Origin of the sequence: Castellaniella sp., from assembly GCF_034007085.1 — a bacterium.
Classification (GTDB): Bacteria; Pseudomonadota; Gammaproteobacteria; order Burkholderiales; family Burkholderiaceae_B; genus Castellaniella.
Genome location: NZ_JAVERO010000038.1, coordinates 1 through 17,284 on the forward strand (window position 1 = coordinate 1; position 17,284 = coordinate 17,284).

Consider the following 17,284-nt stretch of genomic DNA (forward strand, 5'->3'; position numbering starts at 1 on the left):
CGTGTCGTCCAGCACGAACTGGCGACGATCCGCCAGCGTCTGCGCGGCCGCCGTCACGCCCGCGTCGAGCAGGAACTCGCTGACGTTTTTGTGGCAGGCGCGCGCGGCTTCCTGCAGCAGTTGCTTGACCGGCGTGCTGGCACGAACGTCGATGCGTTCGGTCTTGGAAAGATTCAGGGTGCTCATGGAGCCACTCCGGACTGATTCTGGATACCCCTATTTTATCCGTCCGGACAATGTACTGACAATGCGTTTCTTGTTTGACCACCATCCAGGCACTCACTTCCACGCTGCAATTGATTATTAGTGCTCGATCACTACCGACAAAAGTCCGCGTCCGGCGAACAGATGCCCATGGTGCGCTTGAATGCTGCTCTCCACCTCCCGGCGAAATCGCCCGCTCGAAAACCGTATCAGCACCGTTACTCAGCCGGCATCTTTGCCAATCGGTTCGCTGAGTCCAACACCCCATGCTTGATCGTATCGAACACGACGGCAGGAAACTCCGCCGGCAGTTCGTCAGCCGTGTGCTCCAGGGCGGCCGGTAATCGTTGCAATACCTCGTGGATCAAATCCTCCATGCCATTGCCCCAACCACACAGCGTGGCCGTGTGGTTGAAATGCCGACGCTGGATGTCACGCAGACGATAGTGTGTATTCTTTCCCTTCAGGGCCATGGCCAACTTCAAGCGATGAGGGTCCAACTGGTTGGGACCCGCTCCGCTGACCGGCCATGCGGACAAGACATCATATAAAGGGGCCAGTTGGAAACGACCGCCTGGCAACAAGACAATGGAGTAATTCTTTGCATGGCCATCGGTTGCCCCCAGCAACCAAGACAGCAATTGTGACATCAGCAACGTACGCAGATCTTGCTCTCTCGCTTCTGACTGCTGCAGGATACGCGCAATGGCAACGATGCCCGGCCCCCCATCCGCCTCATACTTTGCGCCAGGTGGCGTGCCGGTTGCCTGACAGAAGTCTTCCTGGGGTATCCGCAGCCAATGCCCTTGCCTGGCTTTGCGTCGATCAAACCGTTCAACAATCAATACTTTTTGATCTTCAAATTGTGCAATCTCGCACGCCGCGATGGGCAAACCCATGTGCCGCAAGATGCGGGCGCACAACCACTCGTTCTCCACGGATGTGCTCATGTCCGCTTGGCGTCCACCCACCAGTCCCAGCGGCAGTTTGAAAATATGAGTCGTCGGGGTGGCGCCCTGTGGCCGGCACCACTGCCCATCGTGCAGAATGAATGCCGTCTTCTCCTGAGCGCCAGCCAGCGAAATACGGAAATCCTCATCTTCCGCCACCTGCTGCCCCAATGCGGCAGGTGCAGCGGTCGTCGCTCGCAAAATGCCTGCGAGGTCGCGCGTCGTCAACGGTCGCGCGCGGATGCGGAAGACGTCATCCGGAAGCTCGCCTTCAGGTAGTAATTGAAGCGCACCCACACAGTCGCGCCCGATTGCCGCCAAGAGCGCAAAGGCGCCAGTATCCATGGTGCGGAAGCGGGCTTGCAGGCGACGCCGTATGACGTCGCTGTCAGGCAGCAGATTGTCAAAGTAATTGTGAACCGCAGCACCGCGCAGGGGCGCATTATCCAGCGTAAAGGGCAGCGATAAAGAGAGCGCCCGTCCCTGGGGCGACTGTATCCAAGCGGGATCGTAACGCAGGACATCTTCGCCCTTACCCGAGATCTCCCAAACACCGACGTGCACCCCATTGGCCCACAAGGCCAGGCATCGTGCCTTTGATCGCCTGGCCATCGCTACCACTCACTGCTGAAGTGTGGGTCTGCCGGACGCTCCAGCACCGTCAGATCCATGCCGAGCACCCCTAGCAACGCCAGCAAGCGATCTACGGTTAGCTGCGCAGGCTGTTTTCCAGTTCAGAGTAGCGGTTTTGACTGATGCCAAGGCGCGAGGCGACCTCCTGCTGCGTGAGGCCCAATGCCTTGCGGCGCGCCGTCAGCAAGTGGCCCAGTTGGTGACTCGTCGAGAGCTTTATCATGATGGATATCGTTAAAATCGATAACTTAAATTTATCGTTTATTCCGATATCATGCAAATATCGGAGATATCGATAAAGATTAAATATCGGAATTGCCAATAAAGTATCTTTTTGATAGCACCCTCTCTAGTGTCCCCATGCGTCGACGTCGTCTGACATGACCCTCAACACTGCGTCTACTGTCAACGTCGGTTGAAAACTGACCGTCATGGACCTCTCGGAGAATTATCGCCGCATCGCCCGACTAAACAGCCCGATGCAAAGCCAACGGCATCAAGGGCTGCAACAAACCCTTCATCAGTTATTCACAGGCTTGCCCACCGTATCGCGGTGGATAAGCCTGTTGGGGCATCGGTTCACTTCTGCCGCTGGAGCATGTCCAGGTAGGCATCCTCGATCAGTTGCCCGAGCGATACGCCCAGTTTCTCCATAATCTGGTGGGCTTCAGCGATGCCCGGGGACTGGTGATCGTCGTCTTGCAGCACGACTTCAAGTTCCAGAAACTCGCCCAGGCCTTGCACGCGATCCAGGTGGATGCGTGTTCTCCCCGTCATGACCAGAGTGCGGTGTTTGATGACGCGACCCAGCACGCCGTAGGCGGCGACCAGTACCTCACGCAAGATATCGGGCTCAGCAGTGCGGCTGATCAGGTAGAAGGATGTCTTTGGGCCGGCCTGGTCGGCGCGTTGATAGAAGATCAGCTCGCCCTGGCGCTCATTGAATGTTCTCAGCTTCAAACGACCGTTCTCGCACTGGAAGAAGGTGTCGTCCTGGTGAAGCTCTGTCGGTTCTTCTGTGGCGATGGCCAGGGCTTTGGGCATTACCTCGTCGATGCTGTCGATGTGCGCCTTGATTTCGATGTTTCTTGCCATGGGATTGCTATCTTGTAAAACGGATTTTCTCCCCATTGTAGGAGGAGGGGGTATGGGATTTGCTCCATGGACCTGTGCGTCTGCGCTGAGCGTACCGAGCTGCTGCAGGTTCGCTGTTCGCTCATCCCTGGCGAGACTGGCGTTACCAGCCTTGCGCATCGTAAAGAGATTGATCAGGCATCGGTATATCCGAGAGATGTGGTCAAGCTGACCTTGCTGCACAATGCCAAGTCGGTGATGCTGGTGCATAACCATCCGTCGGGCAGTGCCGAGGCCAGCACCAAAATGGAAATGCTCTCGCGCAGGGCGTATGGCTTCAGGAATTTTGAGAATTACCGCTTGAGGGTCTTGGCCCAATGCGGCTGGAACGGTGTCGTCAACCGTGTCTGATGAATGCCCATCCCCCGTTAATGGGGTAGAGCCAACCGTTGGTGCCCGGGGCCGGAATCGAACCGGCACGCCTTGCGGCGGGGGATTTTGAGTCCCCTGCGTCTACCAATTTCACCACCCGGGCAGGGTCGGGCCGACAGATCGTCGGCCCGGAAAAGAACGACATTATACGGCGTTTTTTACCTGGCTCCGCCGCCAGGCACCGGGCGCCTGCCCGTACTTGGCGCGAAAGGCCCGCCCCATGTGGGCTGCATCGGCAAAGCCGCAATCAGAGGCAATGGCTGCAACAGCCTTATCAGTATGCTGCAACAGCCAGGCGGCCTGGCGCAGACGCACCGCACGGGCATAGGCCTGCGGCGTGGTATTCAGATGCTGGCGAAACAGCCGTTGTAACTGGCGTGCGGACACGCCCAGGCGATCGGCCAGTCCACCCATGTCCGGGATCTGGCCGGCGTACTGTTCGATCACCAGCGTGGCGCGGCGCAAAGCGGGCGGGCTGTCAGCCGGAACCCCGGGCGGCGGAGGCTGGACCTGCCCGCTCTGCCCGCCTGCGGCATCACACTGTAGGCAGCGCAGCGCGCGCTGGATGTCCGCCTCCGGCACATGGCGGCGCAGCATGCGCACGGCAACATCGATGACGGCGGCCCCACCCACGCAGGTCATCCGGCGCCGGTCGAACACCCAGGGCCGGTCAGTGACGATCCGTTCCGGATCGATCGCCGGAAAGCGGTCGGCAAAATCGCGGTACTGGTCGCCACTGACGCACAACTGATAGCCGGCCATCACCCCGGCCCCGACCAGGACATGAACGGCGTTGCACAGGCCCACCAGATACCGCCCGCCCTGGGCTGCCTGGCGCAGCCAGGCCGACAGCGCTGGCCCCGCACCGGCCGCAGGCGACAGCGGTCCGCCCACGACGACCAGATAGTCGAATCGCAGGGGATCGCCCAGCAGATCGGTCGGTACGACCTGGATGCCACTGGCCGAACGCACGGGGATCAGGGTGTCGGCAACGACTTCCCAGGCACACGGGCCGGATGTATCAGTCTGCGCATCCAGCAGGCCCAGCAGGTCCGTGAACGCAGCAAAAGCGCCCATGGCGAACTGCGGCAGCAGGACGAATCCGATGCGTACGGAAATGTCGCTTTTGTTCATATCATCCCTAAATATGACGTATTTATTCTATCAAAAATCATTAATAGCAATCGATCGCATTATCATATACATGGTTTACCCGAGTTAAACCCCATTTATTCCTGATTGATGTCGCTTTTATTCAATTAAAAACCCAGGGAATCCATAGAATCAACAGAAAATCAGCCCCATACCCAGGGAACGCCCGGACCATCTGGGCGGAACAAAACAGAGCACGCACACCGGAGGCACATCATGGCGCTGTCAGTCTTCGATATCTTCAAAATCGGCATTGGGCCTTCCAGTTCCCATACGGTGGGGCCGATGCGCGCCGCCCGCAATTTCGCCCGCAATCTGGATGCTCGGGGGCTGCTGCCCCGCGTCGCCAGCCTGAACATTCATCTGTACGGATCGCTGGCGGAAACGGGGGCCGGCCACCGGACTGATATGGGCATCATGCTGGGATTGATGGGCGAGGCCCCGGATACGGTCGACCCTGCGTCGATCGGCCATCTGATCGACGCCGTGATCCGCGAGCATCGCCTGACGGTCTGGCGCAGCCACACCATCGTCTTCGATCCCCAACGCGCCTTTTCCGGGCGGGTCAAACCCATGCCGGAACACCCCAATGGCATGCGCTTCGTCGCACAGGATGCCGAAGGCAGCACCGTGCTGGACGAACGCTATGTCTCGATCGGTGGCGGCTTCATCCGTGCGCTGGACAGTATCGAAACCGATGAGACCGTGCCCGAGCACGCGCCGATGCCCTATCCATTCGCCACCGGGGCAGAACTCATGGCAACCTGCCGACGCCACGGCCTGACGATCGCTCAACTGATGATGGCCAATGAATCCACCCTGCGCCCGCCCGAAGCAGTCCGGGCCGGGGTGCTGCACATTGCCCGGGTCATGGACGATGCCATCGATCGGGGCTGCGGCCTGCAAGGCCCGCTCACCGACACGATTCTGCCCGGCGGGCTGAAGGTGCGTCGCCGCGCCCCGGCGCTGTACGCCCAACTGACATCAGCGCCGAAAAAGGCAGACGACGTGATGTTCGCCATGGATTGGGTGAACCTGTACGCCATGGCCGTGAACGAGGAAAATGCCGCCAGCGGCCGCGTGGTGACGGCGCCGACCAACGGCGCTGCCGGCCTGCTGCCGGCCGTGCTGCGTTATTACCGCGTGTTTGTGCCTGGCTGGTCCGAGGACGGCGTGGTGGATTTCCTGCTGACGGCGGCGGCCATCGGTTTCCTGTACAAGGAAAACGCCTCGATCTCCGGGGCCGAGGTCGGTTGCCAGGGCGAGGTCGGAGTGGCCTGTTCGATGGCGGCAGCCGGACTGACGGCAGTCCTGGGAGGCACAGTGGAACAGATCGAAAATGCCGCCGAAATCGGCATGGAACACAATCTGGGCCTGACCTGCGACCCCGTGGGCGGCCTGGTGCAGATCCCATGCATCGAGCGCAACGCCATGGGCGGGAACAAGGCCATCAATGCCTCGCGCCTGGCCCTGCACGGCGATGGCAAGCACCATGTCTCGCTGGACACGGTGATCGAGACCATGCGCCAGACCGGCGCCGACATGCAATCGAAATACAAGGAGACATCCCGCGGCGGCCTGGCTGTGAACGTGGTGGAATGCTGAACGCCGCCCTTGTCCCGGCAGCGGCTGGTGTCACGGCAGCGCCCCGATTCAGCCCCCCGCCCGCACGACCCCGACGCTGGCAGCCACCACCAGGCCGGTGCCCAGCATCTGGCCCAGGCTCATGCCCTGGCCCAGGAACACCCAGCCGCTGATCGCGCCGACGGCAGGCTCAAGACTCATCAGCACGCCGAACGTGGCAGCCGGCATGCGCCGCAATGCATTGATTTCCAGGATGTAGGGTACCAGGGGCACCAGCACCGCCAGGCCTGCCGTCCAGGCCAGCTGCGGCCAGGGAAACAGGGCCGTGCCGGCTTCGGCCACCGCGAACGGCAGGGACAACAGCGCCGCCACCAACAAGGACACGGCCAGCCCCTGCAAGCCGGGAAAGACCGGGCCGATCCGTTTCATCATGACAATGTAGACCCCCCAGCCGGCTGCCGCCAGCAAGGCAAAGGCGATCCCCACCGGATCGGCGCCACCAGGCAGGCGAGCATCCCCCTGCACCAGCAAGCCGATGCCAAGCGCCGCCAGCAGCGGCCAGGCCAGGGCCCAGCGGCGGCCACGCGCGCCCAGGGCGGCGACCGCCAGGGGGCCGCAGAATTCCAGGGCCACGGCCAGATGCTGCGGCAGGCGTTCGATGGCCAGGAAAAAAGCCAGGGACATGACGGCCATGCCGGCCCCCAGGATCAGGGCCGCCCGCCACTGGGCGGGCTCATAGTGGCGCAGGGGCGGGCGCACGAACAGCAGCAGCGCCAGCGCAGCCCAGCACAGGCGCAGGCTGGTCGTGCTGAGCGCGCCGTGGTCCTGGATCACGGGCACTGCCAGCGACACCCCGGTCTGCACGCTGATCATGGCGGCGATGGCCAAGCCAACCGCCAGGCCCAGGCGGGTGTCGGGGGCGATTTGGGGTGCCGTGGAAAATGGCTTATCGTAGGACACAGCGAGGAAGACTTCCGATTTCGGAATGTTTGCGACTCACCACTATACAGGACCCTTCATGATGACATCGACCGCCGCAACCGGCACGCCGCAGCCCGCCGCCCTGCGCGCGCGCATCCAGGACTGTTTCGACCGTTCCGGCCTGCTGTGCCACCTGGGCGCCCGCCTGGGGGACGTGGCTCCTGGCCGGGTACACGTCCACCTGCCCTACGGTCCTGACCTGACCCAGCACCTGGGCTATTTCCACGCTGGCGCCACATCCTCGATCGCCGATGCAGCGGGCGGTTTTGCGGCCATGACGCAGGCGCCGCAGGGCCATACGGTGCTGTCGGTTGAATTCAAGATCAACATGCTGGCCCCGGCGCGGGGCGAATCCCTGGAAGCCATCGGCCAGGTTGTGCGCGCCGGCCGCACGCTGACCATCGTCCAGGTGGATGTCTACGCCCTGAACGCAGGCGAAAAGACGCCGGTGGCACTGATGCAGCAAACCCTCATGAACCTGCCGGAACCGGCATGACTCGCCCGACCATTGCGTCTGTTCACTAAGGCGCGATCGGCAGCGCCCGCTTGTGGGCGCTGCGCCGCCAGGTGGACACGATGATGTCAAAGACATCCGGCGTGACGTCGCGGCCTTCCAGGAAATCATCGATCTGCTCATAGCTGACGCCAAAGGCGTCTTCGTCGGGCTTGAGCGGCGTGAGCAGTTCCAGGTCGGCGGTAGGGACCTTGAATACCAAGGCGTCAGGCGCACCCATGGCCGTCGCCAGCGCCCGCACGCGGCGCTTGCTCAACCCGGCCAGCGGCGTGACGTCGGCCGCGCCATCGCCGAACTTGGTAAAAAACCCCATCAAGGCCTCGGCGGCATGATCGGTGCCGACCACCAGTCCGCCGCGCGCCCCGGCCACGGCATACTGCGCGATCATGCGCTGGCGTGCCTTGATGTTGCCGTGCAGGAAATCCTGCTGGGCCGCATCACGGAACGTCTGCCCTCCGGCCCGCACGGCGTCCAACATTGCATCTGCGGCGGGCCGCACGTCCACGGTCAGCCGCTCATCGGGCCGGATGACATCCAGGCTTGCCTGGGCGTCTGATTCGTCGATCTGGACGCCGTAGGGCAGGCGCATGGCGACGAACCGGGCGTCCCCGCCCTGCGCGCGCACGCGTTCGACGGCGCGCTGCGACAGGCAACCAGCGGTCAGGGAATCCACGCCGCCACTGATGCCCAGCACCAGGGCACGGGCACCCGAGGTGCGCAGCAATTCCGCCAGGAACTCCACCCGCCGCTCGATCTCAGCCTTGGCATCAAAGACATCCGCCACGCCCAACGCGAGGCGGATCTGGAGTTGCAATGCGCGTTGCTCGGCATTCATTCAGCGATCCTCGAAACGGTCCAGCACCGCGCCAGTACTGGCGTCGGAGCAATTGAAGGCGAATTTCGCCTGGACGCCGCGCGTATAGCGCGGTGCCGGTGGCGTCCAGGCGGCGCGCCGAACCGCCAGAATATCGTCCGGCACGTTCAGCTGCAACAGCTGCCGGTGCGCATCGATGGTGATGGAATCGCCTTCTTCGACCAGGGCAATCGTACCGCCCACGGCGGCTTCCGGCGCGACATGGCCCACGACCATGCCCCAGGTGCCGCCCGAAAAGCGGCCGTCGGTGATCAGGCCGACGGAATCGCCCAGGCCCTCGCCCACCAGGGCGCTGGTGGGCGCCAGCATTTCTGGCATACCGGGCCCGCCCTTGGGGCCCAGGTAGCGCAGCACCATCACATCGCCGGCGCGGATCCGGCCTGCCAGGATCGCGTCCATGGCGGTCTGCTCATCGTTGAATACCCGCGCCGGGCCGGTGATGGCGGGGTTCTTCAGGCCGGTGATCTTGGCCACTGCGCCCCGTTCTGCCAGATTGCCCTTGAGGATGGCCAGATGCCCCTCGGGGTACAGCGCGTCATCCAGCGCATGGATGACATCCTGTCCGGCAGGCGGCGCGTCAGGCACGTCGGCCAGGACCTCGGCGATGGTCTGGCCAGTGATCGTGATGCAATCGCCCTGCAGCAGACCAGCGTTCAGCAGCAGTTTCATGACCTGGGGGATACCGCCTGCGCGGTGAAAGTCCACCACCAGATGCTTGCCGCTGGGTTTCAGGTCGCAGATGACGGGCACGCGACGGCGCACGCGTTCGAAATCATCGATGCTCCAGTCGACCCCGGCGGCATGGGCGATCGCCAGGATGTGCAGCACGGCATTGGTCGATCCCCCGGTGGCCATGACCACCGCCACGGCATTCTCGATGGATTGGCGCGTGACGATATCGCGCGGTTTCAGGTCCAGCGCCACGGCCTTGAGCAGCGCGCGGGCCGATTCGGCGGCCGAGTCGATCTTTTCCTGGTGCACATTGGCCATGGTGGACGAATACGGCAGGCTCATGCCCATGGCCTCGAACGAGGAACTCATGGTGTTGGCCGTGTACATGCCGCCACAGGAACCACTGCAGGGAATGGCATGGGTCTCGATGGCGTGCAATTCGGTTGCGGACATGCGGCCGGCGGCGTGCTCGCCCACGGCCTCGAAGACGCTGACGATGTTCAGGTCCTGGCCGCAATGGCTGCCCGGCAGGATGGTACCGCCGTAGACGTAGACCGAGGGCACGTTGGCACGCAGCATGCCCATCATGCCGCCCGGCATGTTCTTGTCGCAACCGCCGATCACCAGCACACCGTCCATCCACTGGCCCTGGACGCAAGTCTCGACACAATCGGCAATGACCTCGCGCGATACCAGGGAATATTTCATGCCCTCGGTGCCCATGGCCATGCCATCGGAAATCGTCGGCGTGCCGAACATCTGGGGGTTGCCGCCAGCGGCCTTGATGGCGGCGGCGGCTGCGTCGGCCAGGGGCTGCAGGCCACTGTTGCACGGCGTGATCGTACTCTGGCCGTTGGCGATGCCGATCATGGGTTTGTCGAAATCGGATTCCGTGTAGCCAAGCGCGTAGTACATCGAGCGATTCGGCGCCCGGGCAACCCCCTGGGTGATGTTCGAGGAACGCAGTGGTTTGGCCATGGCAGGGTCCTTGCGGCAAGTCGGTGCGGAATTTTCAGTTTAAAGCTTCGCGGCACCGACAGACCGGACAGGCGCACGCCCGGCGCGGGTATTGGGTGCGGCCTGTCGCCGCACCAGGATCATTTCAACTGCCCGACATCGCGCACTGCCCCCCGGTCGGCCGAAGTCGCCAGCGCCGCATAGGCGCGCAGGGCCTGGGAGACTTCCCGCTGGCGGCCCACAGGTTTCCAGGCCTGCGCGCCACGGGCTTCCATGGCGGCACGGCGCGCCGCCAGGGTCTCGTCATCGATCGCCAGGTGGATGCGGCGGTTGGGGATGTCGATTTCGATGGTATCGCCGTCCTCGACCAGGGCGATATTGCCGCCTTCGGCCGCCTCGGGCGAGGCATGGCCGATCACCAGGCCCGACGAACCGCCGGAAAAACGGCCGTCGGTCAGCAGGGCCGCGCATTTGCCCAGGCCCATGGATTTCAGGTAGGACGTGGGATAGAGCATTTCCTGCATGCCGGGGCCGCCCTTGGGGCCTTCGTAGCGAATGATGACCACGTCGCCGGCCACGACCTCGCCGCCCAGGATGCCCTGGACCGAGGTTTCCTGGCTTTCGTAGACACGCGCCCGGCCCGTGAAGGTCAGGATGCTGTCGTCCACCCCGGCCGTCTTGACGATGCAGCCGTTGGGAGCCAGATTGCCGTACAGCACGGCCAGTCCGCCGTCCTGCGAATAGGCATGCGCGCGGTCGCGGATGCAGCCGGATGCGCGGTCCAGATCCAGGGTCTCGTAATAGCGGTCCTGGCTGAACGCCGTCTGGCTGGGCACGCCGCCAGGCGCGGCGCGATAGAAATCCGCCACGCTGGCCCCCTGATCGCCACGCACGTCCCAGCGGCGGATGGCCTCGCCCAGGGTGCCGGCATGCACGTTGCCTACATCCAGGTCCAGCAGGTCCGCACGGGCGAGTTCGGCCAGGATGCCCATGATGCCGCCGGCGCGGTGCACGTCCTCGATGTGGTATTGCTGCGTGGCCGGGGCAACCTTGCACAGACAGGGCACACGGCGCGAAATGCGGTCGATGTCGGCCATGGTAAAGGCCACGCCGGCTTCCTGGGCGGCGGCCAGCAGATGCAGCACGGTGTTGGTGGACCCGCCCATCGCCACGTCCAGCGTCATGGCGTTGCTGAACGCCTGGAAGGTCGCAATGCTGCGCGGCAGGACAGAAGCGTCGTCCTGCTCGTACCAGCGCTTGCACAGTTGCACGATCAGGCTGCCGGCCAGTTCGAACAGTCCCTTGCGCCGCGCATGCGTGGCCACCACCGTGCCGTTGCCCGGCAGCGCCAGGCCCAGGGCCTCGGTCAGGCAGTTCATGGAATTGGCGGTGAACATGCCCGAACAGGATCCGCAGGTGGGACAGGCGCTGCGTTCGACGGATTCAGCCTGCGCATCGGTGATGTTCGGGTCGGCCGCCTCGATCATGGCATCGACCAGGTCCAGCTTGCGCACCACGGTCTTGCCGTCCTTGGCGATGACCTTGCCGGCCTCCATCGGCCCGCCGGACACGAACACGGTGGGGATGTTCAGGCGCATGGCGGCCATCAGCATGCCCGGGGTGATCTTGTCGCAGTTGGAAATGCAGACCATCGCGTCGGCGCAATGCGCGTTGACCATGTATTCCACCGAATCGGCGATCAGTTCGCGCGAAGGCAGCGAATACAGCATCCCGCCATGGCCCATGGCGATGCCGTCATCCACGGCAATGGTGTTGAATTCCTTGGCCACGCCCCCGGCGGCCTCGATCTGGCGCGCCACCAGCTGGCCCATGTCCTTCAGGTGCACATGACCCGGCACGAACTGGGTGAACGAATTCACCACGGCGATGATGGGTTTGCTGAAATCCCCGTCCTTCATGCCGGTGGCACGCCACAGGGCGCGAGCGCCGGCCATGTTGCGGCCGTGGGTCGAAGTGCGGGAACGGTATTGCGGCATGGCGACAGTCCTGGATAACTGAAAGAGGCGAAAGCGCTTATGATAAACGCTTCCTCCCGCCTGGCAACACGGGCGGGCAGGTTGCGCACGTCCCGATTCCAGACAATGGAGACCCCGTGAAGCCCGTACTCCCGAACGAACCCATTTCCCCCCTGCGACAAGACATCCGGCTGCTGGGCCGGACACTGGGGGAAGTCATTCGGGACTGCGAGGGCCGCGCCGTCTACGACGTGATCGAAAAACTGCGCCGCGCCGCCGTCAAGTTTCGCCGCGAAGGCCAGGACCGCGATGGCCGCACCCTGGAACGCCAAATCCGCCGCCTGGCCGAAGGCGAGGCCAATTCCGTGGCACGCGCCTTCAGCTATTTCCTGCATCTGTCCAATATTGCCGAGGACCGCGACCAGACCCGCCGCCAGCGCGAGCAGTGGCAGGCTGAAGGCCCCGCGACACCCGGCAGCCTGAAACACGCCGTCGATCTGCTGCAACGCGCCGGCCTGTCCGGTGCCCGCATCCGCCAGCATCTGGCCTCGGCTTGCATCGTACCCGTGCTGACGGCGCACCCCACCGAAGTCCAGCGCAAGAGCACGCTGGACCTGCACCAGGCCATCGCCGGGCAGCTGCGCCTGCTGGACATGCCTCTCGCGCCGCTGGAATCCGCCCGGCTGCAGGAACGCCTGACCGGGCTGATCGCCGCCTTGTGGCAGACCCGCATGCTGCGCCAGAGCAAGCTCACCGTGCTCGACGAAATCGACAACGCCCTGTCCTACTACACCAGTACGTTCTTCAGCACCCTGCCCCAGCTGCACCTGGACATGGGGGCGCTGCTGCGCAAACCGGCACGCACCGTGTTCGATGTGGACAACACGCCGCTGCCGCCCTTCGTCCACATGGGCAGCTGGATCGGCGGCGACCGCGACGGCAACCCGAACGTGGATGCCGGCACACTGGAACAGGCGCTGCTGCGCCAGTGCGCGCACGTTCTGCGCCACTACCTGACCGAAGTCCACGCCCTGGGCGCGGAACTGTCAGTCTCGCAGTCCCTGATGCACGTCACGCCCGAACTGGCCGCACTGGCCGCCGCCAGCCAGGACCCATCCCCCCACCGCCAGGACGAACCCTACCGGCGCGCCTGCATCCACATCTACGCCCGACTGGCTGCCACCGCGCAGGTGCTGACCGGCCGACGCCTGGCCCGCCGCAACACCTATGACGCCCCGGCCTATGGCACCGCAGTCGAATTCGCAGCGGACCTGGGCACCGTCGCCGAGTCCCTGGACACGCACCACGGCGCCCTGGTTGCGCGACTGCGCCTGACACACCTGCGCCAGGCGGTCGAGATCTTCGGCCTGCACCTGGCCACGGTGGACTTGCGGCAAAGTTCTGATGTGCACGAGCGCGTGCTGGACGAACTGATGCGCCATGCCTGTGTCACCCTGGATGGCAAGCCGGTGCGCTATGCCCGGCTGTCCGAGGCCGACCGGGTCCGCGTCCTGCGCCAGGAACTACGCGCGCCACGCCCCCTGGTCTCGCCCTGGATCGACTATTCTGCCGAAACGACACAGGAACTGGCCATCCTGCGCATGGCTGCCGACTGTCGCCGCCGCTTCGGCAACGCTGCCCTGCGCCAGACGATCGTGTCCCACACCGAAACGCTCAGCGATCTGCTCGAAGTCCTGGTGCTGCAACAGGAAACCGGCCTGATCGCCCCCACCACGGCGAACGATCCCGCGCCCGACAGCGGGCTGATGGTGGTGCCGCTGTTCGAGACCATTCCCGACCTGGAACGCGGCCCCGACATCATGGACGCCTGGCTGTCACTACCCGAGGTCGCCGCGCGCGTGCGCCACGCCCAGCATGGCATCCAGGAAGTCATGCTGGGTTATTCGGACAGCAACAAGGACGGCGGCTACCTGACGTCGAACTGGTCGCTCTACCAGACGGAACGGCGCCTGGTCGAAGTCTTCCGCCGACACCGCACCCGCCTGCGCCTGTTCCACGGACGCGGCGGGTCCGTGGGCCGGGGCGGCGGCCCCAGCTACGATTCCATCCTGTCACAACCCCCGGGCACCGTGAACAACCAGATCCGGCTCACAGAACAAGGCGAGATCATCCAGGGCCGCTACAAGGACGCCGAAGTCGGTCGTTCGCACCTGGACCTGTTCGTCGCCGCGACACTGGAAGCCAGCCTGGCGTCGGGTTCCCCCGCCACCCAGGCCGAAGACGACCACGCCGCCCACTATGGCGACGCCGTGGCCTGGATGTCAGAAACCGCCCAGCACGCCTACCGCGATCTGGTCTACGGCACAGAAGGCTTCACCGACTATTTCTTCGCCTCGACACCGATCCGCGAGATTGCCGGCCTGAACATCGGTTCGCGCCCTTCCTCGCGCAAGGCCCTGCAGCGCATCGAGGACCTACGCGCCATTCCCTGGTCTTTTTCCTGGGCCCAGTGCCGCCTGCCCCTGCCCGGCTGGTACGGTATGGGCACGGCACTGGGACGCTACCTGGCCGAAGGCGGGCCCGACCAGGCCCTGTCGCGCGAAGCGCGCCTGGCACGTCTGCAGGCCATGGCGCGGGATTGGCCATTCTTTCGCACCTTGTTGTCGAACATGGAACAGGTGCTGGCCAAGACCGACCTTGCCATCGGTCGCGCCTACGCCGAACTGGTGCCCGACAAATCCCTGCGCAAGCGGGTCTTCGAACGCATCGCCGCCGAATACCAGACCACGCTGGATGCCTTTCGCACCATCACCGGCCACGACCTGCTGGCCCACGACGAACCGCTGCGCAACGCCCTGGCCGAACGCTTCGCCTATATCGATCCGCTGAACCACCTGCAGGTCGAGTTGCTGCGCCGCGTGCGTTCCGGCCACGCATCCACACGCCGCGCCGACGAACAGGAATCGCGTGATCAACGAGCGATCCACATGACCATCAACGGCATCGCTGCAGGGTTGAGAAATTCCGGATAAGACCGCAAACAGATATACACTGCGCACACCAACACCCAGAACACATCCACATGTTTCCTCAACGACTGACCGACGGCTACCGTTCGTTCCTGCATGGCCGCCTGGCTGCCGAACGCGCGCGCTACCTCGATCTGGCCGAACATGGCCAGCATCCGGACATCATGCTGATCAGCTGCGGGGATTCACGCGTGGCGCCCGAAACCATCTTCGATGCCGGGCCGGGCGAAATGTTCGTGGTGCGCAACATCGCCGGCATCGTCCCGCCCTGCGACGAAGACCCGGAAACCGCCTTTCACGGCACCAGCGCCTGTGTGGAATTCGCCGTCAATGCCCTGGAAGTCGGCCACATCGTGGTCATGGGGCACGCCAGCTGCGGCGGCGTGGCCGCCTATGCCAATCAGGCCGCCCCCCTGTCCAGGCGCGACTTCATCGGCAAATGGATGTCCCAGATCAAGCCCGTGGCCGATGCCATCGGCCCCTGCACCGGCGACCGCGCAGACTGGATCCGCAGGATGGAATGGGGTGTGGTGGAATACAGCATGCGCAACCTGCTGACCTTTCCCGCCGTGCGCGAACGGGTCGAAGCCGGCACGCTCGCCATCCATGGCGCGTATTTCGGTGTCGCAACCGGCGTGCTGTTCGTGCGCAACCCCGCAACCGGGCGATTCGAACCCTACGCCGAATCCTGATCCACGGGCCGATGTTGACGTCCTCGCCGTCCTGAAGAAAGGGGGTTCCTACGGCGCTTGGCGCTGGCCGTCAGAAGACCGGGCCACCCGGCCTCATCCGGTCGATCCGCCAGGCGCTGGCCGCTGCGGCCAGTTCGCCCCAGGTACCCAGACCCTGGCGCTGCGCGCGCTGCAACACCACCAGCGCGAGTTCGGCGGTCAGCATGGCATCGACCACCGCCGTGTGTCGCGCCGGCGCGACCAGCCCGAACGCAGCCGCCCAATCGTCCAGCCCGGCATGCGGGCGGGTCCGGTCCGGGAACAGCATCGGAGCCAGCACCGCCAGGTCCAGCACATCCTCATCCCAGCGCATCCCCAGATGGGATTTGAGCGCCCGGGCCAACAGGGTGCGATCGAAGCCGGCATGAAACGCCAGCCACACGGCATCCCCCGCGAAATCCAGCAAGCCGGACAGGGCCGCCTGCGGCGGTGTCCCGCGTTCCAGGTCGGCCTGCGTCAGGCCGTGGAACAAGCGGCTGACAAACCCCAACGGGCCCGGCGCGCGCACGATCCGACCGTACTGGCAGCCCAGGGGAATCGCCAGTTGTTCAATACGGACCGCGCCAATGGACAGGATACGGTCCCGCCGAGGATTCAGGCCGCTGGCTTCCAGGTCGAACACCACGGCCGGATGGTCGTGCAGACTGCGCTCACGCCAGGCTGCATCACGTCTGATCCGCATCATAGGCGATAGCTGTAACGCAACAGTTTCTGCAGATCGGCTGCCTGGCGCAGGGCCTCGCGCAGAATGCGCCGATCCAGGGTATTGAGCGACCCGGGCAGAATATGATTGGACGCAGGCTCGCCCGCACGCAGCCGCACCTGATGCTGCCGCAGGCGCAGCAGTTGCAGATAGCGGTAGGATTCCACGTAGGCACTGACGTCGCGTTTGCTGAGCACGCCACGGTCGGCCAGCGCCTGCAGCCGTCCCGCTGTAGAGGTCTCGGTGATGCCGCTGGCCAGGGCAAAGACCCGGGCCGCATCGACGAAGGGCGTCAGCGCCTGGGTTTTCAGGTCGAATCCCGCGGACCCCGCTTTCCAGGTGCCGCCGGCGATGTCGAACAGACCCCCGGACGGCGGCTGGTTGCGCAGGGCCGTCTCGGCCAGCATCCGCTGGAATTGCGCAGAATCGGCCACCTGATCCATCAGGAACTGATGCAGCGCCCCGAACCCATTGTCTTCGCCCCACAACAGCCGCAGGTCAAAGCAAATCACCGCCTGGAGCAGATTGTCCGGCGTGGGCCGCCGGATGATGTCCGCGAACCAGCGTTCCCATTCATGCGCCGCCAGCCGCAGGGCCGGGTTGCTGGCCATCACATTGCCACGGCACAGCGGCAGGCCGCAACGATCCAGCCCCTGGTTGACGGCCTCGGCCAGGGGCCGCAGCGCCTCGCGGCGTTCGCGCGCCTCGGCATCGCTTGCCGCCGGAAACAGCATGCCATTGTCCTGATCCGTCAACAGTGTCTGTTCACGGCGGCCTTCGCTGCCAAACGCCAGCCAGGAAAACGGCACGCCGGGATCGCCCGCATCCCGCAGCGCCAACTCGATCACGCGATACGT

General features: G+C 64.3%; 16 protein-coding genes and 1 tRNA gene. 5 read left to right on the forward strand and 12 right to left on the reverse strand.

The genetic code is table 11. The annotated features are described in order from the left end of the window. The 4 genes from RBR29_RS05405 to RBR29_RS05420 form a co-directional block, all read right to left on the reverse strand. Positions 1–186 (reverse strand): DUF1778 domain-containing protein (locus RBR29_RS05405; protein WP_320347945.1); only part of this gene is annotated, 186 nt, incomplete at its 3' end. A gap of 236 nt (positions 187–422) precedes the next feature. Then, complete coding sequence (locus RBR29_RS05410; RefSeq protein WP_320347946.1) at positions 423–1,766, reverse strand: type II toxin-antitoxin system HipA family toxin; 1,344 nt, start codon at positions 1,764–1,766, stop codon at positions 423–425. Positions 1,767–1,863: 97 nt separating this feature from the next. Next, positions 1,864–2,010 carry a helix-turn-helix domain-containing protein gene (locus tag RBR29_RS05415; protein ID WP_320347947.1) on the reverse strand — a complete coding sequence of 49 codons (147 nt, stop codon included), beginning with the start codon at positions 2,008–2,010 and terminating at the stop codon, positions 1,864–1,866. A 356-nt stretch (positions 2,011–2,366) separates the two neighbouring features. After that, on the reverse strand, positions 2,367–2,882 hold the full coding sequence (locus RBR29_RS05420; RefSeq protein ID WP_320347948.1) for a class IV adenylate cyclase: 516 nt from the start codon (positions 2,880–2,882) through the stop codon (positions 2,367–2,369). Positions 2,883–2,948: 66 nt separating this feature from the next. Here RBR29_RS05420 and RBR29_RS05425 point away from each other — a divergent pair, with 66 nt between their 5' ends. Continuing rightward, on the forward strand, positions 2,949–3,272 hold the full coding sequence (locus RBR29_RS05425) for a JAB domain-containing protein (protein ID WP_320347949.1): 324 nt from the start codon (positions 2,949–2,951) through the stop codon (positions 3,270–3,272). Positions 3,273–3,311: 39 nt separating this feature from the next. Here RBR29_RS05425 and RBR29_RS05430 read toward each other — a convergent pair. Continuing rightward, a tRNA-Leu gene (locus RBR29_RS05430) sits at positions 3,312–3,396 on the reverse strand. 41 nt (positions 3,397–3,437) lie between these two features. Further along, a complete protein-coding gene (locus tag RBR29_RS05435) occupies positions 3,438–4,427 on the reverse strand; it encodes a helix-turn-helix domain-containing protein (RefSeq protein WP_320347950.1) in 990 nt (329 codons plus the stop codon). Between the two features lie 234 nt (positions 4,428–4,661). Between RBR29_RS05435 and RBR29_RS05440 the strand changes: the two genes are divergently transcribed. Beyond that, positions 4,662–6,050, forward strand: a complete 1,389-nt coding sequence (locus RBR29_RS05440; protein WP_320347951.1) for an L-serine ammonia-lyase — start codon at positions 4,662–4,664, stop codon at positions 6,048–6,050. Positions 6,051–6,098: 48 nt separating this feature from the next. Here RBR29_RS05440 and RBR29_RS05445 read toward each other — a convergent pair whose 3' ends face one another. Further along, complete coding sequence (locus RBR29_RS05445) at positions 6,099–6,989, reverse strand: EamA family transporter (protein WP_320347952.1); 891 nt, start codon at positions 6,987–6,989, stop codon at positions 6,099–6,101. Positions 6,990–7,047: 58 nt separating this feature from the next. Between RBR29_RS05445 and RBR29_RS05450 the strand changes: the two genes are divergently transcribed. Further along, positions 7,048–7,506 carry a PaaI family thioesterase gene (locus tag RBR29_RS05450; protein WP_320347953.1) on the forward strand — a complete coding sequence of 153 codons (459 nt, stop codon included), beginning with the start codon at positions 7,048–7,050 and terminating at the stop codon, positions 7,504–7,506. A 25-nt stretch (positions 7,507–7,531) separates the two neighbouring features. On the opposite strand, the gene nadE is transcribed toward RBR29_RS05450, so the two are convergent. The 3 genes from nadE to ilvD (RBR29_RS05465) all read right to left on the reverse strand — a co-directional run bounded on the left by nadE (position 7,532) and on the right by ilvD (RBR29_RS05465) (position 12,024). Beyond that, a complete protein-coding gene (nadE, locus tag RBR29_RS05455) occupies positions 7,532–8,359 on the reverse strand; it encodes an ammonia-dependent NAD(+) synthetase (RefSeq protein ID WP_320347954.1) in 828 nt (275 codons plus the stop codon). Further along, positions 8,360–10,048, reverse strand: a complete 1,689-nt coding sequence (ilvD, locus tag RBR29_RS05460) for a dihydroxy-acid dehydratase (RefSeq protein WP_320347955.1) — start codon at positions 10,046–10,048, stop codon at positions 8,360–8,362. A gap of 119 nt (positions 10,049–10,167) precedes the next feature. Then, positions 10,168–12,024: a dihydroxy-acid dehydratase gene (gene ilvD, locus RBR29_RS05465; protein ID WP_320347956.1), complete on the reverse strand. Its 1,857-nt coding sequence runs from the start codon at positions 12,022–12,024 to the stop codon at positions 10,168–10,170. A gap of 116 nt (positions 12,025–12,140) precedes the next feature. On the opposite strand from ilvD (RBR29_RS05465), the gene ppc reads away from it, so the two are divergent. Together ppc and RBR29_RS05475 are read left to right on the forward strand one after the other, a co-directional pair. Next, a complete protein-coding gene (gene ppc / locus RBR29_RS05470) occupies positions 12,141–14,996 on the forward strand; it encodes a phosphoenolpyruvate carboxylase (RefSeq protein ID WP_320347957.1) in 2,856 nt (951 codons plus the stop codon). 50 nt (positions 14,997–15,046) lie between these two features. Beyond that, positions 15,047–15,685, forward strand: coding sequence for a carbonic anhydrase (locus tag RBR29_RS05475; protein WP_320347958.1), 639 nt, complete (start codon positions 15,047–15,049; stop codon positions 15,683–15,685). Between the two features lie 70 nt (positions 15,686–15,755). Here RBR29_RS05475 and RBR29_RS05480 read toward each other — a convergent pair whose 3' ends face one another. Both RBR29_RS05480 and RBR29_RS05485 read right to left on the reverse strand, forming a co-directional pair. Continuing rightward, entirely contained in the window at positions 15,756–16,409 is a 654-nt protein-coding gene (locus RBR29_RS05480) for a 3'-5' exonuclease (protein WP_320347959.1), read from the reverse strand. After that, the coding region (locus RBR29_RS05485; protein WP_320347960.1) for a putative nucleotidyltransferase substrate binding domain-containing protein at positions 16,406–17,284 on the reverse strand (879 nt) is incomplete at its 5' end. The genes RBR29_RS05480 and RBR29_RS05485, both read right to left, overlap by 4 nt.

Coding starts and splice junctions, on each gene's coding strand:
- RBR29_RS05435 (WP_320347950.1), bottom strand. CDS start 4,427: ATGAACAAAAGCGACATTTCCGTACGCATCGGATTCGTCCTGCTGCCG.
- RBR29_RS05475 (WP_320347958.1), top strand. CDS start 15,047: ATGTTTCCTCAACGACTGACCGACGGCTACCGTTCGTTCCTGCATGGC.
- RBR29_RS05440 (WP_320347951.1), top strand. CDS start 4,662: ATGGCGCTGTCAGTCTTCGATATCTTCAAAATCGGCATTGGGCCTTCC.
- RBR29_RS05410 (WP_320347946.1), bottom strand. CDS start 1,766: ATGGCCAGGCGATCAAAGGCACGATGCCTGGCCTTGTGGGCCAATGGG.
- RBR29_RS05425 (WP_320347949.1), top strand. CDS start 2,949: ATGGACCTGTGCGTCTGCGCTGAGCGTACCGAGCTGCTGCAGGTTCGC.
- RBR29_RS05415 (WP_320347947.1), bottom strand. CDS start 2,010: ATGATAAAGCTCTCGACGAGTCACCAACTGGGCCACTTGCTGACGGCG.
- ilvD (WP_320347955.1), bottom strand. CDS start 10,048: ATGGCCAAACCACTGCGTTCCTCGAACATCACCCAGGGGGTTGCCCGG.
- ilvD (WP_320347956.1), bottom strand. CDS start 12,024: ATGCCGCAATACCGTTCCCGCACTTCGACCCACGGCCGCAACATGGCC.
- RBR29_RS05480 (WP_320347959.1), bottom strand. CDS start 16,409: ATGATGCGGATCAGACGTGATGCAGCCTGGCGTGAGCGCAGTCTGCAC.
- RBR29_RS05450 (WP_320347953.1), top strand. CDS start 7,048: ATGATGACATCGACCGCCGCAACCGGCACGCCGCAGCCCGCCGCCCTG.
- nadE (WP_320347954.1), bottom strand. CDS start 8,359: ATGAATGCCGAGCAACGCGCATTGCAACTCCAGATCCGCCTCGCGTTG.
- RBR29_RS05420 (WP_320347948.1), bottom strand. CDS start 2,882: ATGGCAAGAAACATCGAAATCAAGGCGCACATCGACAGCATCGACGAG.